Genomic DNA, 23,497 nt, shown 5'->3' with positions numbered 1-23,497 from the left:
GATCCCGCCCTTGCAGGAGTTGCGGGCGATGCTTTCAAGACCGCACTGGAGCGGGCTCCCGCAGAGGAGCGCGCTTGCCGCTACTTCTTGCGCTTCTTCATCTCGCGGATCATCCGCTGGCGCTTGCGTTGCTGGCCCTCGGTGAGGACATTCTTGCGGCCGGCGAACGGGTTCTCGCCGTCGCGGAAGTCGATCCGGATCGGCGTGCCTTCCATCTTGTAGCGCTTGCGGAAGAAGTTTTCGAGGTAACGGCGGTAGGCCGGCGCGATGTGCTTGGTGCGGCTGCCGTGGATCACGATGGTCGGCGGGTTGGAACCGCCCGGATGCGCGAAACGCAGCTTGGGCGCGTGGCCGCGGACCAGCGGCGGCTGGTAGGCCTCGTACGCTTTTTCCAGCGCGCGGGTGAGGTCGGCCGATGTCAGTTCGCGCGTGGCCGAGGCATGCGCGCGCACGATGGCGCGCATCAGCTCGCGCAGGCCCGAGCCGTGCAATGCCGAGATGAACACCGTCTTGGCCCAGTCCACGAATACCAGCTTGCGCTCGAGCGTGCGCTGGCATTGCTCGCGCTGGTACGGATCCATGCCGTCCCATTTGTTGGCGGCGATGACCAGTGCGCGGCCCTCTTCCATCGCGTGGCCGATCAGGGTCAGGTCCTGGTCGGCGAGGTTCTCGCGGGCGTCGATCATCAGCACCACGACCTGGGCGGCGGCCATCGACTGCAGCGTCTTGATGACGCTGAATTTCTCCACGGCCTCTTCCACCCGCGCACGACGCCGCACGCCGGCGGTGTCGATGAGCGTGTAACGCTTGCCGTCGCGCTCCAGCGGGACGCGGATCGGGTCACGCGTGGTGCCGGCGACGTCCGAAACGATCAGTCGATCTTCGCCGAGCAGGCGGTTGATCAGGGTCGACTTGCCGGCGTTGGGGCGGCCGACGATGGCCACGCGGACGCCTTCGTCCACGCCCGCCTCGGCCAGCTCGTCACGGTCCGGCGGCAGCAGCGGCAACGCCGCGGCGATGAGGTCCTCCGTGCCGCGGTTGTGTGCGGCCGACAGCGGCAGCGTGGTGGCGATGCCGAAGCGGGCGAACTCGGCCAGCGCGGTTTCTTCGTCCAGCCCGTCGGTCTTGTTGACCGCAGTGATGATCGGCTTGCCGCTGCGGCGCAGCTCGCCCAGGATGCCCTGGTCCTGCGGCAGCAGGCCGTCGCGGGCGTCCACCACGAACACCAGCACCTGCGCCTCCTCGATCGCCAGGCGTACCTGCTGGGCGGTGAGCGCGTCGATACCTTCCTCGACGCCGGACAGGCCGCCGGTGTCGACCACCACGAACGGACGCGGGCCAAGATGGCACACGCCGTAATGCCGGTCGCGGGTGACACCCGGCATGTCGGCCACCAGGGCGTCGCGGCTGCGCGTCAGTGCATTGAAGAGGGTCGATTTACCGACATTGGGACGACCGACCAGGGCGACGACGGGCAGCATGATTGAGCATCTACCTGCGAGCGGCGATCAGCGCGCGCCGCCGAGGCGGTAAGCCGCGATGCGGCCTTCCACGTCCTCGACGTACACGATATCGCCCACCACCAGCGGCTGGGCACGGATGGCGTGGCGGGACAGGCGCTCGCGCGCGGCCACTGCACCGTCGCCGGTCTGCAGCCAGTGCACGTAGCCCTCGATGTCGCCGACCACCACATAGTCACCCTGCACCGCCGGCCCGGTCAGCCAGCGGTACTTGAGCTTGTCGTTCTTCCACATCTCGGTGCCGGAGCTCTTGTCGAACGCCCACACCTGCGAGTCCTCGTCCACCGCGTAGATCGCATTGCCGTGCACGGCCAGCGAGCCATAGGTGGAGAACGGGTGGGTCCACAGCGGACGGCCGCTGGGGCCGTCGATGGCCATCAGGTTGCCGTGGTAAGCGGCGCCGTAAAGCGTGCGGCCGTCGAGCACGATCGCGCCGTCGGCGTCGTCCAGGCGCTCGATCTCGGTGCGGCCTTCGCCGCTGGCCAGGTTCTGCTCCCACAGCTTCTCGCCGTTGTCCAGGCGCAGCGCGACCAGCTTGCCGCCGTCGCTGCCGAAGAAGATCACGCCATTGGCGACCAGCAGCGGACCGTTGCCGCGCAGGCTGAGCAGCGGCACTTCGCTCTGGTCGTAGACCCAGCGGCGCTCGCCATTGGCGGTATCCAGGCCATAGACGCGGCCGTCGCCGGTGCGCACCACCACCAGGTCGCCCACGATCACCGGCGAGGCGAGCACTTCGGACTTGAGCGTGGCTTCCCAGCGTGGGCTGCCGTCTTTCGCGTTGACCCCATAGACGTGGCCGTCCAGGGTGCCGACCGCGAGCAGGTCGCCGCTGACGGCCGGACCGCCTGCATAGAAGGCGTCCTTGCGGTCCTTGTCGCCCCAGCCGAACCAGCCGTGGGTGCGCGAGCTCTTGGACCAGAGCGTCTTGCCGGTGGCTGCGTCGAGCGCGACCAGCTTGCCGTCGGCGCTATCGGCATACAGCACGCCGTCGACCACCGTCGGGCGCAGGCGCACGCCGGTTTCCGCGGCGCCATCGCCAATGCTTTCGCGCCACAGGCGGGTGACCTGGACGGTGGGCTGGAAGTCCTTGGACAGCGGCGTCGGCGGCTTGACGTTCTCCTTCTTGGAGCTGTGGCAGCCGGCCAGTGCGACCAGGCCGACCAATGCCACCAACGCGGCGCGCTTCATGCCGATCCGGGTTTTGCCAAGTACCTTCATGCGCCCTGCTTCCCGGCCACGGCCAGATCGTCGAGTTTGAGTTGCAAGGCAGCGCGCTGCGGCGCGTCTTCATCCATCGCGGCCAATGCCGCTTGGTAGGCCTTGCGCGCGTCATCCGCGCGACCAAGCTTGACCAGCGTATCGCCGCGTAGTTCCTGGCGCAGCGCTTCGTAGCCCTTGGCGGTGACGGTGTCGAGCGTGGTCAGCGCGTCGTTGCCCTTGCCGGCGGCCAGTTGCACCTTGGCCACGCGCAGCTCGATCAGCGGTTTGAGCACGTTGTCGCCGACGTGATTGCGCGCCCACTGCAGGGAGGCCAACGCCTTGTCCAGCTGTTTGGCCTCGACCTGGCGCTTGGCGAGATCGCTGGCGGCAAGCACCGCGTAGGTCGACTTGGCGTAGTCCTTCTGCAGGCGGTCGACCAGCTGGTCGGCCTGGCTGCCCTTGCCGGCGGCCAGCGCGCTTTGCAGCTGCTGGTAGATGTTGGCCGCTTCCATCTGGCGCGTGGCCTGGTGGTTGCGCCACTGCTGCCAGCCGAAAATCGCGACCAGGCCGATGACGATGCCGATAAGAATGGACAGGCCGTTCTGGCGCAACCATTGCTGTACGCGTTCGCCCTGTTCGTAATCGTCGTATGCGTCGAATGCCATGCAATTGTCCGTCAAAAGCGCGCGCCGCGACGGCGTGGGCCGACCCGGCGCGGGGCGAAGAGTGAGTTGGGAAAAGCCATGACCGCGCGCGTGGCGCGGTCAATGGGCAAGCATAACCGAAGGACCGCTGCCGCGGGCAGTGGGAATAGCCCGGGCTTCGAAAAGCGGCCCGCGTCGAAGCGGCGTTCCGAACGCGCTCGTGACGCAGCCGGCCGGCCAGCGAGGGCCGCGGTACCGGACCGATCAGGCGTCGCTGGGCTTGCCGTTCCGCACGCGGAAGTGCGCCACGTTGGCGTGCCGGTAGGTCTCCAGCGACAGCGGCTGGCCGTCGATGCTCACCTTGGCGGCGCCGGCGTTGCCGATGCGCACGTCCAGCGGCTGGGCGCTGGTCCAGGTCCGGTTGCTGCCAGCCGGCAGCAGGCCGTACTCCAGGCGCGAACCATCGGCGGCAACGACCTCGACCCAGCTCGCCTCACCCAGCTGGACGGTGAGGCTGTGGCCGCCAGGCACGGCAGCCACGGGGGCGGGTGCAGGGGCCGACGTCGCGGTAGCGGGACGGGCCGCGGTCAGGCTGCCGCCGTCCAGGCCAGGGAAGGGCGCCATCGAGGCCATCAGCGGCTGCTCGTCGGCGCCCGGCTGGCTGGCCGAAGCGGCCGCAGTCGTTCCGGCGCTGCCGGCCGCGTGGATTGATGCGTCCTGCTGCGCTACCGGCGTTGCGTCAAGCGGCGCCAGGTGGCTCAGATCGCGATCGAGCGTGCCGCGCACGCCCAGCCACACCATCGGCACCACGATCACCGCCGTCAGCACCACGTAGGTGGCGGCGGTGGCGTAGCGCTCGAGCAGGTAGCGCGAATGCGACATGCCGCCGGTGGCCACCAGCGTGGGAACGGTGCGCTTGATGCTCGCCAGCTCCGCCTTGATGGCGTCCTCGTCCACGCCAAGGTGGCGGGCGTATTTGGTGATGTAACTGGCGAGGTAGACGGCGTAATCGATGCCGTCGCGCTGGTCGCTCTCCAGCTGGCGCAACACGCGCGCCGGGAGCTTGAGCGCGTGCGCGCAGGCTTCGATGTCCAGGCCGCGCGCTTGGCGCGCACTGCGCAGGCGGGTGCCGAAACTGGATGGTTCGTCCGACGGGCCGTCCGTGATCGCCGCAACGGCGAACAGATCAATCGCACGAAGGCCGGGATTGGGCTGCTGGGAGGTCATGGGCTAGCGGGTGCGTCGAGGGCGCGGGCCTGCTCCGAATCCGGGAACTGGCCTTGCAGTCGCCTGCGGTAAGTGTGGGCAGCATCCGTATTGCCCAGACGGGTTTCGATGTCGTGGCCGAGCTTGAGCGCCACGGCGCTAGGCTGACCCAGCGCTTCGAAGCGCTGGATGAACGCCCGCGCGCGGAAGGCGTCGTTGTTCAGATAAAGCACGTTGGCCAATTGCAGCAGCGCGTCGCCATTCTTCGGATTGGTGTCCAATGCCTTGCGCAGGCTGGCTTCGGCGCCGGGCAGGTCATGCATGTGCAACTGGCAGATGCCCTGGTTGGTCCAAGCCACGTCGGGCGTGGGATAGAACGGATCCTTCACGGCCTTGCGGAAATAGCCCAATGCCTCGGCACCCTTGCCGATGCGGCAAAGAAAGGTGCCCAGGTTGTTGTTCGGCATGCCTTTGTCCGGCTCGAGCTGCGCCGCGCGTCGGTAGTGCTGCTCGGCCTGCTCGGGACGATTGATGCGCTCTTCCAGCACGGCCAGCACGGTGTGCGCCGGCGCGTAGTCCTGGTCGAACTGCAACGCCCGGTTGAGCTTCTCCATGGCGGTCTTCAGGTCGCCGTTGGCCATGTACTGCTGGCCGAGCTCGGTGTGGATGCGCGCGGCGTCCTCGGCCTGCTGGCTCTTGCTGGTATGCGGCAGCCTGCCGCCGAGACTCCCGGTCTCGGTGGTCGTGGTCACGCACCCAGCCAACGCAAGCGCCAGCGCTGCCCCCATCCAGCGTTCAAGACGCATGCGCGACTCCTTCTCCGTGCTCGAGGCGTTTGCGGAATTCGGCCTGGCGGCGGGTGCGATCGAGCACCTGGCCCTTGAGCTGGCCGCAAGCCGCATCGATGTCGTCGCCACGCGTGCGGCGCAGCATGGTGAGGATGTTGGCGTTGAGCAGTTGGGTCTGGAACGCGCGGATGGTGTCGGCGTCGGAGCGCTCGAAGCGGGTGCCAGGGAAGGGATTGAACGGGATCAGGTTGACCTTGCAGGTCGGCAGCTTGCGCATCAGCTTGATCAGCTGGCGGGCGTGTTCGGGCTGGTCGTTGATGCCCTTCATCAGCGTGTATTCGAAGGTGATCGAGGTGCGCGGCTTGCGCGCGACCCAGCGCTGGCAGGCGCCGATCAGCTCGGCGATCGGGTAACGCTTGTTGAGCGGCACCAGCTCGGTGCGCAACTCGTCATTGGCCGCGTGCAGCGACACCGCCAGCGAGACGTCGATCGCATCGGACAGCTTGTCGATCATCGGCACCATGCCGGCGGTGGACAGCGTCACGCGCTTGGCGGCCAGCCCGAAACCAAGATCGTCGCGCATCAGGCTCATCGCCTTGACCACGTTGTCGAAGTTCAGCAGCGGCTCGCCCATGCCCATCATCACCACGTTGGTGATGCGCCGGTTCTGGTGCGTGACGTTGCCCAGATGCTTGGCCGCCACCCACATCTGGCCGATCACCTCGGCCGTGGACAGGTTGCGGTTGAAGCCCTGCGCACCGGTGGAGCAGAACTGGCAATTGAGCGCGCAGCCGACCTGCGAGGACACGCACAGCGTGCCGCGGGTCGGCTCGGGGATGTACACCGCCTCGATGGCGTTGCCGCCATCCATGCCGAGCAGCCACTTGTGCGTGCCGTCGGCTGCGGCCTTGTCCAGCAGCGTCTTCGGCGGACCGACGTAGCACGTGGCCTCGAGCTTGGCGCGCAGCGCCTTGCCCACGTCGGTCATCTTGCCGAAGTCGTCTTCCAGGTGGTGGTACATCCACTTCATCACCTGCTCGGCGCGATAAGGCTTCTCGCCGAGCTGCGCGAAGAAATCACGCAGCCCCTGGCGATCGAAATCGAGCAGGTTGACCTTGTCGCTTGCGGCTTTGGGGTCGTTCGACGAAGTGGGTACAGCCTGGTTCACAACTTATCTCACCGCGGGAGGACGTCCGTTTCCGGGAAAAAGTAAGCGATCTCGACCTTGGCGGTTTCGGCGGCATCGGAGCCGTGCACCGCGTTGGCGTCGATCGAATCGGCGAAGTCGGCGCGGATCGTGCCCGGCGCGGCTTCCTTCGGGTTGGTGGCACCCATCAGGTCGCGATGCTTCAGCACGGCGTTCTCGCCCTGCAGCACCTGGATCATCACGGGGCCGGAGATCATGAACTCGACCAGCGCGTTGAAGAACGGGCGCTCCTTGTGCACCGCGTAGAAGCCTTCGGCCTCCTTGCGGGAGAGCTGCTTCATCTTGGCGGCGATGACCTTCAGGCCGGCCTGCTCGAAACGGGCGTAAATCTGGCCGATCACGTTCTTGGCGACGGCATCGGGCTTGATGATGGAAAGGGTGCGCTCCAGCGCCATGGGTCTGCTCCGGAAAACTGGTATCTGAATGGGCTATCGGCTCACTTGCCGACCAATGTAGGGCCAAATCCGACACGAAATACGGATTTAGCTCACGAAAGTTTGACAGATTCTAACCTGATCGCAAGCGGGCTGGGCGTGAAGCGAACGGCCGTTTGACGTGCTGGAAGCGCCGCGCGTATGCTCAAACGATCGTTTGATTCCCTGCCGATGAGCGAGCCTACGCGTGAACAGTTCCGCCTCGACCAAGGAGCGCATCCTCACCGCCGCCGAGCTGCTGTTCGCCCAGCGTGGCTTTGATGGCGCGTCGTTGCGCCAGTTGACGGCCGCCGCCGGGGTCAACCTGGCTGCCGTGAACTACCACTTCGGATCCAAGGACAAGCTGGTCGAGGAAGTGTTCCGCCGCCGCCTGGATACGCTGAACGCGCACCGACTGGCCGCACTGTCGAAAGTGGCCGGCCAGCCGGGAACCACGCTGGAAACCGTGCTGGACGCCTTCATCCGCCCTGCCCTGGCGCTCTCCAGCGACGGCAGCGGCTCGTTGTTCATGCGCGTGCTGGCGCGCGCGTTCGCCGAGCATGACGACCATCTGCGCCAGTTCCTGTCCGAGAACTACGGCCACGTCATGCGCCAGTTCACCGCCGAGTTCGCCCGCCTGCTGCCCGGTTTGAGCCGCGAGGAGCTGTACTGGCGCATCGACCTGGTCACCGGCGCACTGACCCATGCCATGTCCGGCTTCGGCATGATCCAGCGCAAGGGCGACGTCAGCGAAGCGACCCACCGCGAGCAGACCATCGCGCATCTGATCCGCTTTGCCGTGGCCGGTCTGAGCCATCCCTGATTCGCTGACTTGACTGACCGGCCACGGCCGGCTCCTAGCCTCTTTCCATTTCGCTGTCCGCATCCCCTGGAGAAGCCAATGCCCGCAACACTACGCATCCGCAAGGCCGCCGTGCTGGGCGCCGGCGTCATGGGCGCGCAGATCGCCGCGCACCTGACCAACGCCGGTGTCGAAACCGTGCTGTTCGACCTGCCCGCCAAGGAAGGGCCCAAGAGCGGTATCGCGCTCAAGGCCATCGAGAACTTGAAGAAGCTCTCGCCCGCGCCGCTGGCGGACAGGAACCTGGCGTCCGCGATCATTCCGGCCAACTACGACGAAGACCTCGACCACCTCAAGGAAGTCGACCTGGTCATCGAGGCGATCGCCGAGCGGATGGACTGGAAGCTCGATCTCTACAGGAAGATCGCCTCGCACCTGTCGAAGACCGCGGTCATCGCCTCCAACACGTCGGGCCTGTCGATCAATACGCTGGCCGAAGCGCTGCCGGAAGAAATGCGCCACCGCTTCTGCGGCGTGCACTTCTTCAACCCGCCGCGCTACATGCATCTGGTCGAGCTGATCCCGACCCGGCTCACCGATGCCTCGGTGGTCGAAGGCCTGGAAGCGTTCCTCGCCACGACGGTTGGCAAGGGCGTGGTCATTGCCAGGGACACCCCGAACTTCATCGGCAACCGCATCGGCGTGTTCTCGATGCTGGCGACCATGCACCACACCGGGCAGTTCAAGCTGGGCTTCGACACGGTCGATGCGCTGACCGGACCTGCGATCGGCCGTCCGAAGAGCGCGACCTACCGCACAGCCGACGTGGTCGGCCTGGACACCATGGCGCACGTGATCAAGACCATGGGCGACACACTCGCCGACGATCCGTGGCACAAGTACTTCAAGACGCCGGCGGTGCTGCAGGGCCTGATCGACGCCGGTGCGCTGGGCCAGAAGACCGGCGCCGGCTTCTACAAGAAGGTCGGCAAGGACATCCTGGTGCTTGATGCGGCCAAGGGCGACTACGTGCCGTCCGGGCAAAAGGCGTCCGAGGAAGTCGCCGCCATCCTCGCGATCAAGGATCCAGCCGGGAAGTTCGCCAAGCTGCGTGCTTCGGCTGACCCGCAGGCGCAGTTCCTGTGGGCCGTCTTCCGCGATCTCTTCCACTACACCGCCTACCACCTGGCGGACATCGCCGACACCGCGCGCGACGTCGACCTCGCCATCCGCTGGGGCTATGGCTGGAAGCTCGGTCCGTTCGAGACCTGGCAGGCCGCCGGCTGGCAGCAGGTCGCCAGCTGGATCGAAGAGGACATCAAGGCCGGCAAGGCGATGAGCGACGCTCCGCTGCCCGGCTGGGTCACCGACGGACGCAACGGCGTGCACGGCAAGGAAGGTTCCTGGTCGGCCGCCGCCGGCAACTACAAGCCGCGCTCGCAGCATCCGGTCTACGCACGCCAGTTATTCCCCGACGCGATCCTGGGTGAGAAGTTCGACCAGGGCACCACTGTCTGGGAGAACGACGGTGTGCGCCTGTGGACGCTGGGCGAGGACGGCGTGGGCATCCTCTCGTTCAAGACCAAGATGCACACGGTCAACGACCACGTGCTCGACGGCATCCAGCACGCCATCGGCGTGGCCGAGGAAAAGCTCAAGGCGGTCGTGATCTGGCAGACCAGTGAGCCGTTCTCCGCCGGCGCGGATCTGAAGGGCGCGCTGGGTCTGCTGAAGGACGGCAAGTTCGACGCCTTCCAGGCGATGGTCGAGAATTTCCAGCGCACCAGCATGCGCATCAAGCACTCGCTCGTTCCCGTGGTTGCCGCCGTGCGCGGCCTGTGCCTGGGTGGCGGCTGCGAATTCCAGATGCACTCGGCCCGCACCGTGGCCGCGCTGGAAAGCTATATCGGCCTGGTCGAGGCGGGCGTGGGCCTGCTGCCGGCCGGCGGTGGGCTGAAGGAACTGGCCGTGCGCGCCGCGCAGGCCAACCCGGCCGATCCGTTCGAATCGCTGAAAAAGGTGTTCGAGACGGTGGCGATGGCCAAGGTGTCCGGCAGTGCGCTGGAAGCCAAGCAGTTGGGCCTGCTGCGTGAGGCGGACGTGGTGGTGTTCAACAGCTACGAGCTGCTGCACGTGGCCAAGTCCGTCGCCGCCGCATTGGCCGAAAGCGGCTGGCGCCCGCCCCTGCCCGCCCGCGCGATCCCGGTCGCCGGCGATACCGGCACGGCCACCTTCAAGGCCTCGTTGGTCAACCTGCAAGCCGGCTACTTCGCCTCCGAACACGACGTGGGCATCGCCAGCCGTATCGCCGACACGCTGTGTGGCGGCGGCATCGAGCGCGGCTCGCTGGTCGACGAGGCCTGGCTGCTGGCGCTGGAGCGCAAGCACTTCGTGGAACTGGCGAAGACCGAAAAGACCCAGGCCCGCATCGCCCACACGATGACGACGGGGAAGCCGTTGAGGAACTGAGGCGGTACGGGATTCGAGATTCGGGATCCGGGATTCGTAGAGCTGGCAAGCCCCTGCGTCCCGAGACCATGTGGCCAAACATTATTGGAAGCGCCGGGTGGACGGGGATTCCAGGATGACGTCGAACTGCTCTGACGAATCCCGACTCCCGACTCCCCCATGCCGCCTTCCGGAGAAACCCAAATGACCAAGCAAATCCAGGACGCCTACATCGTCGCCGCCACCCGCACGCCGGTGGGCAAGGCGCCGCGCGGCGTCTTCAAGAACACCCGTCCGGACGACATGCTCGCCCACGTAATCCGCGCGGTGATGGCGCAGGCGCCGGGCATCGACCCGCAGCGCATCGGCGATGCCGTGATCGGCTGCGCCATGCCCGAGGCCGAGCAAGGCATGAACGTGGCGCGCATCGGCGTGCTGCTGGCCGGCCTGCCGCACACCGTGCCGGGTGCCACCATCAACCGCTTCTGCTCCTCGGGCCTGCAGGCCGTGGCCTACGCGGCCGATGCGATCCGCCTGGGCGAGGCCGACCTGATGATCGCCGGCGGTACCGAGAGCATGAGCATGGTGCCGATGATGGGCCACAAGGTGGCGATGAATCCGGCCATCTTCGACAACGAGCACATCGGCATCGCCTACGGCATGGGCATCACCGCCGAGAACGTGGCCAAGCAGTGGAAGGTCAGCCGCGAGGAGCAGGACGCCTTCGCCGCGCGCAGCCACGAACGCGCCCTGGCCGCCCAGGCCGCCGGCGAGTTCAAGGACGAGATCACCCCGTTCCAGCTCGATGACCATTACCCCGACCTGTCCACCGGCGGCATCAAGACCGACAGCCGCCTCATCAGTCAGGACGAAGGCCCGCGCCCGGGCAGCACGCCCGAGGTGCTGGGCAAGCTCAAACCCGTGTTCCGCAACGGCCAGTTCGGCGGCAGCGTCACCGCCGGCAACTCCAGCCAGATGTCCGACGGCGCTGGCGCCGTGCTGATCGCCAGCGAAAAGGCCATCAAGGAATACAACCTGCAGCCGCTGGCCCGCTTCGTCGGCTTTGCCGTCGCCGGCGTGCCGCCGGAAGTGATGGGCATCGGCCCGAAGGAAGCCATCCCGCTGGCGCTCAAGCGCACCGGCATCAGCCAGGACCAGCTTGACTGGATCGAGCTCAACGAAGCCTTCGCCGCGCAGGCACTGGCCGTGATGAAGGATCTGGAACTCGATCCGGCCAAGGTCAATCCGCTGGGCGGCGCCATCGCGCTGGGCCACCCGCTCGGCGCCACCGGTGCGGTGCGCGTGGCCACGCTGGTGCACGGCATGCGCCGACACAAGCAGAAGTACGGCATGGTGACCATGTGCATCGGCACCGGCATGGGCGCGGCCGGCATCTTCGAGGCGCTCTGACGCCCGCCCTCCGCACGCCCAACAAAAAAGCCAGCGCCTTGCGGCGCTGGCTTTTCTTTCGGCCGCGTCAGCGCCCGATGTCGATGCCTTACTGTTGGCCGGCGACCGCATCCTGGCCATCGAAGTCCACCTTGATGCCGCGGCCCACGATCACCGGCACGTTCACGTGCTTGGCAACCGGCTGGCCGTTCTCCGACAGCGTCACCGTGTAGACGCCGACCGGCAGCTGGCGGATCGCATAGCGACCCTTTTCGTCCACCTGGACTTCGCGCCGCGTGCCGTTGGTCGTGCTCTTTGCGACAACACTGCTGCCGGCCGGCGCGTTGCCGAACACCTTGCCCGCAGTGGCCTGCGCGTAGACGGCGGTGGAACCAGCCATGCCGAAGGCCGCGACGGCTGCCGCCATCACGAACGCCCGCACGGACTGGCCACGACGGGTCGAACCCGTTTTGATCGAGTGGAGGTTCTTCATGGTTTTTCCTTGTCGTTATCGATGTGGGAGAACCATGGGCCGCCAGGGGTTTGACGTTACGCCCATGGATCGTGCGGATGGCAAATCGCCAGCGCCACAAGACGCCGCAGAATCACCACCTGCAGCCGCGCACCAGGCATCAGCCTCCGTGCGGACGCGCGAAGCGTACCCGATGCCCCGACGGCGCCGAAGGGTCAAAAGTCATTGTGCTATCGGCTGGCAAAACGGTTGCGGGAAGGCGCATGCCCGCGTGTACCGGATCCGTACCATGGGTCATGATCCAACCGCCCGACAGCCATGGATTTTCTGTTTCCACAGGCGCGCACCTGCACGGCCGCATGCGGGAACCTCGAACAACTTCCTTCGCGACGCTTTTGTAGGAGCCCACTTGTGGGCGATGCCCTTACGCCTGATTGCGCCGCCAAAACCATCGCCCACAAGTGGGCTCTACAGTGGGCGACGGAAGCTTTCGGGGTTTTTCGAGGTTCCCATGCGGGCCTGGCGGCTCCTTCCACGAAGCCGCGAGGCACCCTTTTGCCACGCGTGCAGGAACGCCTTTGGACGGCGCGCATCGGACCAGAACGAAAAGCGCCCGACACCTCCCGGCGCCGGGCGCAAGCTGATGAGCTTTCGCATCGAGGTGGGCAATCGTCCCGATCACCCGCCCAGCCTTGCCTGGGCTAGTTCGCCGCGAGCTCCGTACACCGTCCGTAGCCACAACCCATGTCCACCCTGGAACCGCGGTCCACATAGACCTGCACGCTCGGGTGCCGGGCCCGCGGTTGGCCGTGATCGAGCACGGTGACCGTGTAGATGCCTATCGGCAGCCACCCGACCTGGTAGCGCCCCTTGGCATTGACGGGAATCGTGCGATTGATGCCGAACTCCGCGCTGCTGACCTGAACCATGGCGCCTGCCGGCGCGTCGCCGAAGACACTGCCTTTCGTCACCGCGGCCTGGGACGCGCCGGAGCCTGCCGCGGCGCAGATGCCAACGACGGCGACCAAAGCCATGTTCCTTGCCAGTGAGCGACGGGATACGCGCGGATGAATCGAGAAGGATGCGTTCATGGGGATACCTGCTCTCATCGACGTGGGGGACCCACGAGCAGCCAGGGGTTTGGCCAACGCTCATGAGGGTTTGGACGGTCCACCTACCAAGCGCACGGCTGATCGCCTGGAACAGGCACCGCCTACGGCCATCCGATCGATGATTACGCCATCCACCAGACGGCGCGAGCAGCGTATTCCGACCATGGCGGCCAGCTAGGGCCAAAGGTCATACCCCAGCAGGAAATTGCGTCAAGGCTTCATCACGCGAAGTGGTCGGAACCAACCAATCGGCCGACGTCCTCTCGCACGCGACCGTTTTTTTTCAGGAGACCGGAGATCCGGCAGTCGCCCGGGGGAATCGCACAGCCGTGGGCTACGGCGCGTTGTCGAGAGCATGACCATTACGTTCCCCGGTAAAGCACGGTGATCAAAAAAAAGGCCCCGCGTGCGGGGCCCTCCTTTTTCCATCGATTCCGGCGGATCAGCCGGCGTGCTTGTCCAGCCACGCGTCGATTTCCGGCAGGCGATCCTGGCGGATCATCATGCGGTACTTGATGTTTGCCACCACCTGCCTGGCCACGCGGCGCGACGTCGGCGCGATGTACTTCTGCGCGTAGTCCTGGATCTTCTCGATCATCTCCGGCTTGGTCGAGCTCGCGCCGAGCACCGGATAGTAGCGGCTGCTGGAAGTCGAATCGACCAGCTTGTCCACCTGCTCCCGATGCGCCACGGCGAAGTCGAACGCCGCTTCGGGATGGTAGTAACCCACCGCGCGGATCATGCCGGCGCTGTTGGTCGCACCCGGCTCGTCGGTAAGCGCCAGCTTGAGCGCACGCTGGGCCAGCGCGTCATTCTCGGGGATCGAGAGCATGCTGTAGAGCTGGTCCTTGATCAGCGGGGTCGTCTCCGCCTTCGCCTGCGCGTGCAGATGATCCCAGGTCGCCGGGTCGGCCTTCTGCGCGACGATCGCGGTGATGGTCTTGCGCAGCGCCACCGGCATCGCCGAGGGGTCGGTCTTCTGCGCGGCGAAACGGCGGCGGGCCTCGTTGATCACCTGCTCGTCACCCAGGTCCGCCATGACACCAACCAGCGTCTGGCGCAGATTGGCGGTCGGCGCGCTCTCGCCCGCCTTCGCTTCCCAGCCGACCTTGGCGAACACCGGCTGCAGCTGGCCCAGCGCGAACGTGCGCAGGCGCTGCTGGCGGGCCTTGTCGCCGCGGTAGTAGTTGTCCAGCGACGACAGGTAGCCGGCCACTTCCGACCACACCTGCGGGTCGGCGTCGGCCGGGGTCGCCGTGATCAGCGCCAGCACGTTGGACACCGGCTCGTTGCCGGCCATGCCCAGCGCCCAGGTGTCACCCAGCAGACCAAGCTGGTCGATCGGCGCGAGCTTGGCGAACTGGCCCTTCAGGGCATCGAAATTGTTCTGCGCGTACAGCGTGCGGTAGTAGCCCGTCTGGCCGGCGTTGACCAGCACCGGACCACAGCCGGGCACGGTCAGCGTGGCCTTCCCGTCCACCACGGTGCGAACCGTCTCGCCGCCGACCGTCTTGGCGATCACCGGCACGTGCCAGCGCAGCGGCTGCTTGTTCGGCCGGTCGCGGGTGAACTCGCCCTGGCGCAGCGCGATGGTGGTCTTGCCGTTGGAGCACGCCGCCGCGCGCACCTCGATCATGGGAATGCCCGGCTGCAGCGTGAAGTCATGCGCGATCTGCGTAATCGGCTTGCCGGCCGCGGCCTGCACCGACTTCCACAGGTCGTCCGACACCGTGTTGCCGTATGCGTGCGCCTTCATGTAATTGCGCACGCCGGTGCGCCAGGCGTCCTCACCCACGTAACCTTCCAGCATGTGGATCACCGCCTCGCCCTTCGAATAGGTGATCGCATCGAACGCCTGGCTGGCCTGCTCCACCGTCTCCACGTGCTGCACCACCGGGTGCGTGGTGGCGACCGAGTCCTGGCCCATCGCGCCTTCACGCACGCCCACCGCATCGAGTTCGGTGTGCCATTCCGGGTGCAGCTTCTGGGTCGTGCGCGAGGCCATCCACGAGGCGAAACCTTCGTTGAGCCACAGGTCGTCCCACCAGCTCATAGTCACCAGGTCGCCGAACCACTGGTGCGCCATCTCGTGCGCGGCGGTGTTGAACACTCGCTCCTTGTCCCGCTGGGTGGAGATGTGCGGATTCAGTAGCAACGAGTACTCGAAGGTGAAGATCGCGCCCCAGTTCTCCATCGCCGAGAAGAACTGGCTCTTGCCCGGCGCCGCGATATTGTCCAGCTTCGGCAACGGATACGGCACGCCGAAATAGTCGTTGTATTCCTTCAGCACCAGCTTGGACGAATCCAGCGCGAACTGCGCCTGGTCGATCATGCCCTTCTGCGTGATCACACCGATCTCGGTGCCTTCGGCGTCTAGCGTCGCGCGCTCGAAGTCACCCAGCCCGAAGAACAGCAGGTAGGTCGACATCTTCGGCGACTGCCCGAAATGCACCTCGGTCATGCCGTTGCCGAGGTCCTTCTTCGAAGCGATCGGCATGTTGCTCACCGCCATCTCGCCGCTTGGAACCGTGGCCGTAAGCGTGAAGGTGGCCTTGTAGTTCGGCTCGTCCCACGAAGGGATGAAGCGGCGCGCGTCGGAGTTCTCGAACTGCGTGTACAGCGCGCGCTTCTTGCCGGCCTTGGTGTCGTAGTCCAGCGCGAAGATGCCGTTGGCCTGCGTTCCGATCTTGCCGGTGTAGGTCATCGCCAGGCGGTAGGTGCCGGCGGGGATCGGGTGATCGAAGGTGAACGTGGCGGTCTGCGCCTTCCCGTCCACCGCGATCTTCGGCGCGGCGAACGCCATGCGGCCCTTCTCCGCCGTCAGCGAGGCCTTGGAAAACGTGAGGTCCGCGGCATTGAGCGTGATCGAGCTGGTCGGCTTGACCACCGTCAGTGTGATCGTGGCCTGGCCATCGAAGGTGAGCTTGTCCGCATGCGGCGTCACCGCCACGTCGTAGTGCGTAGGCACCACCCCGCGCGGCAACTGCGTCGTCGCCTCCCGTGCCTCGGCCGCCGAAGCGGCCCCCAGCGGGGCCATGGATAGCCCGGCCAGAGCCAGGCAGATTGCGGTGGAGAGATGACGACGCATAAGGGGTCCTTGTGGGGATGAGCGGAGCGAGGGCCGTGCGTGCGGCACCACGAGGGTGACGAACGGCACAGGGCCGCGCGAGTTTTGCCCGAGACGGCCGTGTGGGGACACGGCCGGAAGTCATGGGCCCGCGCTGGGCCGCTTTCCAGACCCCGGGGTATGCTTGCAAAGCACTCAGCCGATGGAACAGGGGATCGCGCGCGCAGAACTTCAGGCAAGCGCCTGCGGGCGTTCGTGCGAGCGGGCGTAGGTTCCGTTCGCCGAATTTCCATCCACGCCAGCTGTATCGCTTTGTAGCAACTGCAACATCCAAAGGGGGAAAAAGTGAAATATCTCGCTCGTGGTCTGACCGTCGCCTTCGCGCTGGCCGTACTCTCCGGCTGCGCCACATCACGCTCGCGGCTTTCGTTAGACGTGCCTTCTCCGGGTTCGGCCGTGGTCAGCGGTGGCAAACCGATCGTCATTGACGCGGTACGCGATGCCCGTACGTTCGAAGCCGACCCGGACGAACCCAGCACGCCATCGCTGAAAAAGGGCGCGAGCTACCAGCTGGATGCCGAGCAGCGCAAGCAGGCCATCGCCCGCAAACGTGGTGGTTTCGGCCATGCTTTCGGCGACATCCTGCTGCAGTCCGGCACCGTCGAGTCACTGACACGCGAACTTGTGGTCAACGCCCTGGCCTCGCGTGGGTACAGTGTGGTGTCGTCGGATACGGCTCCTTCGGATGCACCGCACGTGAGCGTGGATATCCGCCAGTTCTGGGCCTGGTTCACCCCCGGCATGTGGAGTGCCAGCATCGAGGCGCGCGTCGAAACCTTGTTGGACATCGTCGATCCCAGGGGCAAGCGCCAGCTCGACGTGAAAGGCTACGGCTACAACGCCATCCAGGTGGCCCGCGACGCCAATTGGCAGCTGGCCTACGAGCGCGCCTTCAAGGACTATCTCAAGCAGTTCGACCAGGCCGCCGCGAACAACGGGCTCTGAATCGGCCCGCCGAAGCTGCTGCTTCAAGGCAGCTTCGGCGGCTTCCAGACAACGACCGCAAGGATGCGGCGACGGCTCTGCGCACCAGCAAGACGACCTAGCCAGCAACCCTGGAAGCGCCGGTAGAACGCAAGGACTCATACAGCTGTCCCGGCCCAAGCAGGATGTCCTTCAAGCCGTTGCGTACTCGCTCCGAGCCGAGCGCCTGACCGCTCATCAACGAGTGCGCGTCGAGTGCATCGATGATCGCGTTGAGCAGCGCATCCTTCAGATCGGGCGAGTTGGCGAACTGCTCCTTGCTGTTGCTGCTGGCCTGCTGCACCAGCGTCTCGTTCTCCAGCAGCTTGCCCTTGATCACGCCATTGACGTACAGCAGCTGGTCACCGTCGGTGAGGTCGCCCTCGAAGAGGCCGTTGACTCGCTCGATGATCTCGGTGAGGTAGGCCTTTTCTTTCTCTTGTACTGAACCGCTTCCGAGAGCGTCAATCGGCGGCAACTTGTAGCTGCCATCGGCATTGAGGCTGAGCGGTTGGCGTCCGGCGCTGCGCAGCGTGTGATGAGTCAGCACGACCTTGGACAGATCCACAGTCTCACGCTCGCGCCCGAACTCCAGCAGCGGGATCAGCCGCTTGTAGAAGAGGAAGCGCTTCTCGATGTCGGTGTTGCCGTAGTCGAGCATCTGCGAGAGGAAGGCATACAGGCGCACGTAGGCGCCCATGTCGCCCTTGAACAGCTGCAGCGCATCCATGATGTCCTTCTGCGATTGCGCCGCCGGCTCGTCGCCGCGGGCCAGCGCATCGGCACGGGCGAGCTGGGCGGCACGGTAACGCTTGAGGAGACGGTCGGCGACCGGCGCCATCGCGGCACTGAGCTGTGCCTGCGTGGCGTTCGGGTCGGTCTCGATCCTGGCCACTCGATCCACTTCGAAGTCGTCGTAGTGGCCACTGGCGTCGAGCTTGGCGCGCAGGTCGAACACCAGGTGCGGATCGGTGGCCGCTTCCAGCTCGGCAGTGGCGTAGTAGGTCTTGAACGCCTTGAGAATCTCTGCCGCCTCGTTGACGAAGTCGAGGATGTAGGTGGTGTCCTTGCCCGGATGCGCGCGGTTGAGCCGCGACAGCGTCTGCACCGCCTGGATGCCGCCCAGCAGCTTGTCCACGTACATGCCGCACAGCAGTGGCTGGTCGAAGCCGGTCTGGTACTTGTTGGCGACCAGCAGCAGGTGATAGTCCGGCTGGGCGAAGGCGTCGCGGATGTCGCGCCCTTTCAGGCCCGGGTTGAGATGTGCGCTGGTCTCGGTGACTGGCTCGGGGAAGCTGTCCGGATCATTCACCTCGCCGGAAAACGCCACCAGCACGCCCAGCGGGTAGTTCTGCCGTGCGATGTATTCGCGCACCGCCTTCTGCCAGCGCACGGCCTCCTTGCGGCTGCCGACCACCACCATCGCCTTGGCCTTGCCGCCCAGCAGCGGCTGCACGTGTTCGCGGTAGTGCTCCACCACGATCTGCACCTTGGCCGCGATGTTGTAGGGGTGCAGGCGAACCCACTGCATGATCCCCTTCATCGCCGCGCCGCGCTCCACCGCGACCTGGTCGATCTCCCTGCCCTCGTGGGCGAGCCGGAACGCAAGCTTGTACGGCGTGTAGTTGCGCAGGACATCGAGAATGAAGCCCTCCTCGATCGCCTGGCGCATCGAATAGACGTGGAACGGCTGCGGCAACCCATCCGGGCCCGGCCGACCGAACAGCTCCAGCGTCTTGGCCTTGGGCGTGGCGGTGAAGGCCACGTAGGTCAGCCCCTGCTGGCCACCCGCTCGGGCAGCCATGGTCGCGGCCATGAGAGTCTCGGTGTCGATCTCGCCACCGTCCTGCAATTCGGCCCATTCTTGCGCGCTCAACAGCTGCTTGAGCTTGGCGGCCGACTCGCCGGTCTGCGAGCTGTGCGCCTCATCGGCGATCACCGCGAAGCGCTTGCCCTCCGTGGCGGCAAGCTCTTGCGCCGCACTCATCGCGGCGGGGAACGTCTGAATGGTGCAGACAATGATCTTCTTGCCCGCCTCCAGAGCGGCGCGAAGCTGCGCGCTCTTGCTGCCCCGCTCGCTGGTGATCGTCTCCACCACCCCGGCGGTGCGCTCGAAGTCGAATATGGCCTCCTGCAGCTGCGCATCCAGCACGTTGCGGTCGGACACCACCAGCACGCTGTCGAACAGCTTGGCGTTGCCCTCGTCGTGCAGGTCGGCGAGGAAGTGCGCGCTCCAAGCGATCGAATTGGTCTTGCCCGAGCCGGCCGAGTGCTGGATGAGATAGCGCTGCCCCGGCCCGTTCGCGCGCACGTCGGCCACCAGCTTCCGCGTCGCGTCGAGCTGGTGGTAGCGCGGAAAGATCACGCTGGTCAGCCGCTTCTTGTCGTCGCGCTTGCCGATCAGATAGCGGCCCAGAATCTCCAGCCAGCTGTCGCGCGCCCACACCTGCTGCCACAGGTAGGCGGTGGCAAAGCCGTCCGAATTGGGCGGATTGCCCGCGCCGCCGTCATGCCCCAGGTTGAACGGCAGGAAGCGCGTATCCTTGCCGGCCAGCCGGGTGGTCATCATCGCCTCGGCCTGGCTCACCGCGAAATGCACCAGCGCGCCGCCGGGGAAGGACAGCAACGGCTCGGCCACGCCGCCCTTGGGATGTGGATGCCGGTCGTAGCGGTACTGGTCCACCGCGTCGCCCACGCTCTGGGTAAAGTCGGACTTGAGCTCCGCCGTCGCCACCGCGATGCCGTTGACGAACAGCACCAGGTCCAGCGCGTCGTTGGGGTTGTTCGGCGAATGCTTTACCTGCCGCACCACGCGCAGGCGGTTCGCTGCGAAGCGCCGCTCCAGCTCGGGGTTCATCGCCAGTGCCGGCTTGAACTGCACCAGCGCCAGCGGCGCCTTCAGCCCGACCATCTCCACGCCGCGGCGCAGCACCTCCAGCGTGCCGCGCTCGTCCAGGCTCTTGCGCACGCGCTCGGCGATGCGGGCCGCCGTTGCCGGGCCGTGCGCTTTGGTCAGGCGCTCCCAGGCCTCTGGTTGGGTCGCCTCGATCCAGGCCAGCAGGTCCGGCAGGTAGAGGCCGTGCGTGCGGTCGTACTGCTGGGCGTCGCCCTCGGCGTAGAGCCACCCGTGCGCGGCGAGGTGCTCGCAGATTTCGCGCTCGAAGTGGTGCTCGCGATGCAGATTCATGCCCTACCTTCCCCTGTCTGTTCCTGCCCCTGCGCCATCGCCTGCAGGCGACTGGCGACCACGTCCGCGCGCTCCGGCTCGGCGATCAAGCCGGGCAGCACATCGGTGAAGCCCGGCCGCGCCAGCAAATCGGCGAACGCGGCGGCGATGGCTTGCCGCACGTCCTGCGCCGCCTCTGCCACTTCCCTTACCAGCTCCTCGCGCCCATCGACAACGTTCAGCACGTCTTCCAGGTCGTGGCTGGCCAGCACATCACCGCGCCCCCGACTCGCGAACGCCTCCAACTTGGTCGCCACAAAGGCCACCGCGGTCGCCAACCGGATCTGCAGCCCCTCGCCCAGCGCCACCCTTTGCGCGGTGCCCACCGTATAGGGATACCAGCGGTTGGCAAAGCCCAGCACATCCGGGCTTTCCGGCATCAGGTCGAACACCGCACCGGAATCGCGATGGATCCAGCGACAGATCACGCCGCTGTCCGCATCCTCCTGAAAGCCGCGACGGGCCAGCTCGCGCTGCATGCGCTGGAACTGCGCCCGCCCGGCCTGCGCCACCGCATCCACATCGCGGGTCGCGCGCACGCCTTCGGCCAGCGGGTCCGTCACCAGCAGGCCAGCCACTGCACCACCGAGAAACACCACCTGCTCCCTCAGGTCGCCCAACGCCTGCGCGATCGTGCGCAGGGTGGGCAGGTTCGGGTCATCCCTGCGCATCCGTTCGCTCCAGCTCCTTGGTCAACAGGTCGGTGGCCAGCGATCGCTCGCGCGCGCGGCCCGCGCGGATCGCGTCCTGCAAGGCCAGCAGACGGTGCAAGGCGGGATCGAGCAGCGCGGCCTGCGGTGCCGAACGGTAGATCGGCGACAGACTCGGCCCCTTGGCCTTGCCCGCCGGGTGCGCCCACACCGGCACTTCGCTGGCTGCCGCGGTGATCTTTCCGGCCAGGGGTTCCACGCCAAACGATGTCGGCAACCCGCGCTTTACCGGCCCGGGCTGCGCGGGCCAGACATAGCGCACGCCATGAACAGCGAACTCGGTCAGCGCCGGACGCACGGGCGCCCAATCGCCGCGACCACGCATCACCGCCAGGCCCGCGGCAATGGCGCGCTGAACGCTGCGATGGGCTTGCGATGGGCTGAGCCCAAGGTCGTTACCCAAGGCTGCGTAAGTCCAGCGCTGCCCTGGATGGGCGGCCGCCTTGAACAGCACGAGAAGATCCTGGGGCTTCAGTTCCATGGACTATTCCATATTCCGGAATTTGGAATATCCACCACCAACGCGGCTGATGCAAGCAGTGCCTGATCCTGCGGCGTCACGCACCTTTGTCCGGACTGACCATCCGCGCATCGGCGTGGTTGCGTCGCGCAGTGTCCAGCTTGCGGATCGCCGCGCCATCAGAAGCGTGGATCGCCGGCAAGTTCTGCAAGGTCATCCTTGTCTCCTGTCAGGAACACCTGGGGCTGGTCCAGCACCCGGCGCACGAACGCTTCGCCCGCGTCGACACGGCGGCGGAACTCAACCGCGGTGTAGAGCACCGGGTTGATCTCGCGCTGCAAGGCCTGCTGCACGGGATACAGCGCCTGCACCAGCTCGGCGAAGCCCACCTTGCCCACCACCAGCAGGTCCATGTCGCTGCCGGCCGACTGCGTGCCGCGCGCCATAGAGCCGAATACCACCGCCACCCGAATCCGGCTGGCCAGCGGCGCCATCGCCTCGCGCAACACCGGCACCATGCCGTGGGTCTTGCGGAACATCGAGGCCAGCTCGCCGAACAGCGGGCACTGCGCGTTGGCCTGGTAGCGCACCTGGTTGCCCTGCTCGCGGCGTTCCAGCAGGCCCGCCTCGGTCAGCTTGTACAGCTCGCGCCCCAGCGTGCCGGCGTGACTGCCGGTGAGGCGCGCCAGCTCGCGCAGGTGGAAGCTGGCCTCCGGTTCGAGCAGCAGCACCGCCAGCACCCGTTGGCGGGTGGCGGGGAAAAGCAAATCCATCACGGCGGACGTGTTGCTCATTAGGCGACAAACGTAGCCAATCAGCAACACCGGGCAAGCGCACCCAATCTCCCCGCCTCAACTTTCGGCGTAGCTACGTTCGATGAGGGGCATGGCCCGCTGCAGGTCTGCCTTATCGCGGATGCAGACCTCGACGTCCCCGGTGCCCCATTTGCCGATGCCGCTCACATCTCGGCTGAAGCCGTCCTCAAGTACGACCGTGGCCGGGTCCAGCTTGAGCAGAACCAGCAGCTTGTCCTTGTACGGCACCACGCAGGCGAAGTTCTTCAGGCGGCGGAACGCGATGTATTGCTTGAGCTGCTTCTCCTGAACGTCGTCACCCAGCGAAAGCAGTTGACTGGCAAGCGCCTCATATACCTCGCTGATGATCGGCTGCGCCTGGCCAAGTTGATCCTCGGCCGTCTTGTCCTTGCCGCCGGCCTTCGCCTTCTCCGCTCCGGATGCCGAAGAAGCCGCCTTCGCGACGGTGGCGTCGCCCACGCTCACGCTGTTGACCAGATCCAGCAGCAGCAAATCGTCCCCGAACAGCTTGTAGCGGATCAGCTCGATGTTGCGAGGAATCTGCTGCACCGCGTGCTGGTCGTAGCGGGTGAAGTCGGCGGCGATGCACAGCAGGCGCGTGCCGGACCAGTCGATCTGCTCGGCCACGTCCTTGCCCAGCTTTTCCATCACCAGCCACTGGAACTCGGCGCGATGGTCCAGGAGCCAATCCAGGTAGAACAGGCCCTGGTTGATCACGTTCTCGTTGCTGTGCCGCTTGTACTCGACAATCACCGGGCAGCCGTTCTCGTCCAGCCCCAGCGAGTCGATGCGGCCCTTGTGGGTCTTGCCGGTGACGTACTCGGTGGCGAGGAAGCGCACGCCGAGGAAGGTCGGCATCTGCGCCTCGATCAGGGATTGCAGGTGCTTTTCCACGGCTGCGGCGCGGCCGGCCAGCTCATGCGCGGTCCCTGAGGCGAGCCGGAACAATTGAATGTCACTCATACGCTTCCCTTCTCCCCTGAGTTGAAACCGGA

Annotated in this window: 19 protein-coding genes; 4 read left to right on the top strand and 15 right to left on the bottom strand. The window is 66.2% G+C overall.

Annotation, left to right across the window (positions count from 1 at the left end; translation table 11 throughout):
- Positions 1-80 precede the first annotated feature (80 nt).
- The 7 genes from der to ndk all read right to left on the bottom strand — a co-directional run bounded on the left by der (position 81) and on the right by ndk (position 6,960).
- Positions 81-1,481 carry a ribosome biogenesis GTPase Der gene (gene der, locus OSC30_RS00195; RefSeq protein WP_267169818.1) on the bottom strand — a complete coding sequence of 467 codons (1,401 nt, stop codon included), beginning with the start codon at positions 1,479-1,481 and terminating at the stop codon, positions 81-83.
- Between the two features lie 27 nt (positions 1,482-1,508).
- On the bottom strand, positions 1,509-2,738 hold the full coding sequence (bamB, locus tag OSC30_RS00190) for an outer membrane protein assembly factor BamB (protein WP_267169817.1): 1,230 nt from the start codon (positions 2,736-2,738) through the stop codon (positions 1,509-1,511).
- On the bottom strand, positions 2,735-3,385 hold the full coding sequence (locus OSC30_RS00185) for a YfgM family protein (RefSeq protein ID WP_267169816.1): 651 nt from the start codon (positions 3,383-3,385) through the stop codon (positions 2,735-2,737). The genes bamB and OSC30_RS00185 overlap by 4 nt, the downstream gene beginning before the upstream one ends.
- A 243-nt stretch (positions 3,386-3,628) precedes the next feature.
- Entirely contained in the window at positions 3,629-4,591 is a 963-nt protein-coding gene (locus OSC30_RS00180; protein ID WP_267169815.1) for a helix-turn-helix domain-containing protein, read from the bottom strand.
- Positions 4,588-5,376, bottom strand: coding sequence for a type IV pilus biogenesis/stability protein PilW (gene pilW / locus OSC30_RS00175; RefSeq protein ID WP_267169814.1), 789 nt, complete (start codon positions 5,374-5,376; stop codon positions 4,588-4,590). The genes OSC30_RS00180 and pilW overlap by 4 nt, the downstream gene beginning before the upstream one ends.
- On the bottom strand, positions 5,366-6,526 hold the full coding sequence (gene rlmN, locus OSC30_RS00170) for a dual-specificity RNA methyltransferase RlmN (protein ID WP_267169813.1): 1,161 nt from the start codon (positions 6,524-6,526) through the stop codon (positions 5,366-5,368). The genes pilW and rlmN overlap by 11 nt, the downstream gene beginning before the upstream one ends.
- 8 nt (positions 6,527-6,534) lie before the next feature.
- Complete coding sequence (ndk, locus tag OSC30_RS00165; RefSeq protein ID WP_267169812.1) at positions 6,535-6,960, bottom strand: nucleoside-diphosphate kinase; 426 nt, start codon at positions 6,958-6,960, stop codon at positions 6,535-6,537.
- Positions 6,961-7,186: 226 nt separating this feature from the next.
- Here ndk and OSC30_RS00160 point away from each other — a divergent pair, with 226 nt between their 5' ends.
- The 3 genes from OSC30_RS00160 (at position 7,187) to OSC30_RS00150 (ending at position 11,638) form a co-directional block, all read left to right on the top strand.
- The gene (locus tag OSC30_RS00160) at positions 7,187-7,801 is read left to right on the top strand and encodes a TetR/AcrR family transcriptional regulator (RefSeq protein ID WP_267169811.1); all 615 of its coding nucleotides are present in this window, start codon (positions 7,187-7,189) and stop codon (positions 7,799-7,801) included.
- A 78-nt stretch (positions 7,802-7,879) separates the two neighbouring features.
- Positions 7,880-10,249, top strand: coding sequence for a 3-hydroxyacyl-CoA dehydrogenase/enoyl-CoA hydratase family protein (locus OSC30_RS00155; RefSeq protein WP_267169810.1), 2,370 nt, complete (start codon positions 7,880-7,882; stop codon positions 10,247-10,249).
- Positions 10,250-10,432: 183 nt separating this feature from the next.
- Complete coding sequence (locus OSC30_RS00150; protein WP_267169809.1) at positions 10,433-11,638, top strand: acetyl-CoA C-acyltransferase; 1,206 nt, start codon at positions 10,433-10,435, stop codon at positions 11,636-11,638.
- Positions 11,639-11,726: 88 nt separating this feature from the next.
- Here the strand turns inward: OSC30_RS00150 and OSC30_RS00145 are convergent, their stop codons facing one another.
- The 3 genes from OSC30_RS00145 to OSC30_RS00135 all read right to left on the bottom strand — a co-directional run bounded on the left by OSC30_RS00145 (position 11,727) and on the right by OSC30_RS00135 (position 16,289).
- A complete protein-coding gene (locus OSC30_RS00145) occupies positions 11,727-12,110 on the bottom strand; it encodes a carboxypeptidase-like regulatory domain-containing protein (RefSeq protein ID WP_267169808.1) in 384 nt (127 codons plus the stop codon).
- Positions 12,111-12,790: 680 nt separating this feature from the next.
- Positions 12,791-13,180, bottom strand: a complete 390-nt coding sequence (locus tag OSC30_RS00140) for a carboxypeptidase-like regulatory domain-containing protein (protein ID WP_267169807.1) — start codon at positions 13,178-13,180, stop codon at positions 12,791-12,793.
- 463 nt (positions 13,181-13,643) lie between these two features.
- On the bottom strand, positions 13,644-16,289 hold the full coding sequence (locus OSC30_RS00135; RefSeq protein ID WP_267169806.1) for a M1 family metallopeptidase: 2,646 nt from the start codon (positions 16,287-16,289) through the stop codon (positions 13,644-13,646).
- 324 nt (positions 16,290-16,613) lie between these two features.
- Between OSC30_RS00135 and OSC30_RS00130 the strand changes: the two genes are divergently transcribed.
- Positions 16,614-17,273 carry a YajG family lipoprotein gene (locus OSC30_RS00130; RefSeq protein ID WP_267169805.1) on the top strand — a complete coding sequence of 220 codons (660 nt, stop codon included), beginning with the start codon at positions 16,614-16,616 and terminating at the stop codon, positions 17,271-17,273.
- Between the two features lie 97 nt (positions 17,274-17,370).
- Here OSC30_RS00130 and OSC30_RS00125 read toward each other — a convergent pair whose 3' ends face one another.
- From OSC30_RS00125 to OSC30_RS00105, 5 genes are all read right to left on the bottom strand, one after another.
- Positions 17,371-20,478 carry a type I restriction endonuclease subunit R gene (locus tag OSC30_RS00125; protein WP_267169804.1) on the bottom strand — a complete coding sequence of 1,036 codons (3,108 nt, stop codon included), beginning with the start codon at positions 20,476-20,478 and terminating at the stop codon, positions 17,371-17,373.
- Positions 20,475-21,188: a hypothetical protein gene (locus tag OSC30_RS00120; protein ID WP_267169803.1), complete on the bottom strand. Its 714-nt coding sequence runs from the start codon at positions 21,186-21,188 to the stop codon at positions 20,475-20,477. Before OSC30_RS00120 ends, OSC30_RS00125 begins: the two co-directional genes overlap by 4 nt.
- Positions 21,175-21,708 carry a MarR family transcriptional regulator gene (locus tag OSC30_RS00115; protein WP_267169802.1) on the bottom strand — a complete coding sequence of 178 codons (534 nt, stop codon included), beginning with the start codon at positions 21,706-21,708 and terminating at the stop codon, positions 21,175-21,177. The genes OSC30_RS00120 and OSC30_RS00115 overlap by 14 nt, the downstream gene beginning before the upstream one ends.
- Before the next feature lie 158 nt (positions 21,709-21,866).
- Positions 21,867-22,481, bottom strand: coding sequence for a nucleotidyltransferase domain-containing protein (locus OSC30_RS00110; RefSeq protein WP_267169801.1), 615 nt, complete (start codon positions 22,479-22,481; stop codon positions 21,867-21,869).
- A 57-nt stretch (positions 22,482-22,538) separates the two neighbouring features.
- Positions 22,539-23,465: a DUF5655 domain-containing protein gene (locus OSC30_RS00105; protein WP_267169800.1), complete on the bottom strand. Its 927-nt coding sequence runs from the start codon at positions 23,463-23,465 to the stop codon at positions 22,539-22,541.
- Between the last annotated feature and the right edge of the window lie 32 nt (positions 23,466-23,497).

The organism is Frateuria hangzhouensis (assembly GCF_026410505.1).
In the GTDB taxonomy this organism is placed as follows: Bacteria; Pseudomonadota; Gammaproteobacteria; order Xanthomonadales; family Rhodanobacteraceae; genus Frateuria_A; species Frateuria_A hangzhouensis.
The sequence above is the reverse complement of the archived record's forward strand: the minus strand, read 5'-3'. Positions and strand labels throughout refer to the sequence as shown.

Bases quoted from the DNA above. Each gene is read 5' to 3' on its own strand.
- OSC30_RS00180 (WP_267169815.1), bottom strand. From the start codon at position 4,591: ATGACCTCCCAGCAGCCCAATCCCGGCCTTCGTGCGATTGATCTGTTC.
- bamB (WP_267169817.1), bottom strand. From the start codon at position 2,738: ATGAAGGTACTTGGCAAAACCCGGATCGGCATGAAGCGCGCCGCGTTG.
- OSC30_RS00155 (WP_267169810.1), top strand. From the start codon at position 7,880: ATGCCCGCAACACTACGCATCCGCAAGGCCGCCGTGCTGGGCGCCGGC.
- pilW (WP_267169814.1), bottom strand. From the start codon at position 5,376: ATGCGTCTTGAACGCTGGATGGGGGCAGCGCTGGCGCTTGCGTTGGCT.
- OSC30_RS00115 (WP_267169802.1), bottom strand. From the start codon at position 21,708: ATGGAACTGAAGCCCCAGGATCTTCTCGTGCTGTTCAAGGCGGCCGCC.
- OSC30_RS00150 (WP_267169809.1), top strand. From the start codon at position 10,433: ATGACCAAGCAAATCCAGGACGCCTACATCGTCGCCGCCACCCGCACG.
- OSC30_RS00120 (WP_267169803.1), bottom strand. From the start codon at position 21,188: ATGCGCAGGGATGACCCGAACCTGCCCACCCTGCGCACGATCGCGCAG.
- der (WP_267169818.1), bottom strand. From the start codon at position 1,481: ATGCTGCCCGTCGTCGCCCTGGTCGGTCGTCCCAATGTCGGTAAATCG.
- OSC30_RS00135 (WP_267169806.1), bottom strand. From the start codon at position 16,289: ATGCGTCGTCATCTCTCCACCGCAATCTGCCTGGCTCTGGCCGGGCTA.
- OSC30_RS00145 (WP_267169808.1), bottom strand. From the start codon at position 12,110: ATGAAGAACCTCCACTCGATCAAAACGGGTTCGACCCGTCGTGGCCAG.
- OSC30_RS00105 (WP_267169800.1), bottom strand. From the start codon at position 23,465: ATGAGTGACATTCAATTGTTCCGGCTCGCCTCAGGGACCGCGCATGAG.
- OSC30_RS00125 (WP_267169804.1), bottom strand. From the start codon at position 20,478: ATGAATCTGCATCGCGAGCACCACTTCGAGCGCGAAATCTGCGAGCAC.
- OSC30_RS00185 (WP_267169816.1), bottom strand. From the start codon at position 3,385: ATGGCATTCGACGCATACGACGATTACGAACAGGGCGAACGCGTACAG.
- OSC30_RS00140 (WP_267169807.1), bottom strand. From the start codon at position 13,180: ATGAACGCATCCTTCTCGATTCATCCGCGCGTATCCCGTCGCTCACTG.
- OSC30_RS00110 (WP_267169801.1), bottom strand. From the start codon at position 22,481: ATGAGCAACACGTCCGCCGTGATGGATTTGCTTTTCCCCGCCACCCGC.
- ndk (WP_267169812.1), bottom strand. From the start codon at position 6,960: ATGGCGCTGGAGCGCACCCTTTCCATCATCAAGCCCGATGCCGTCGCC.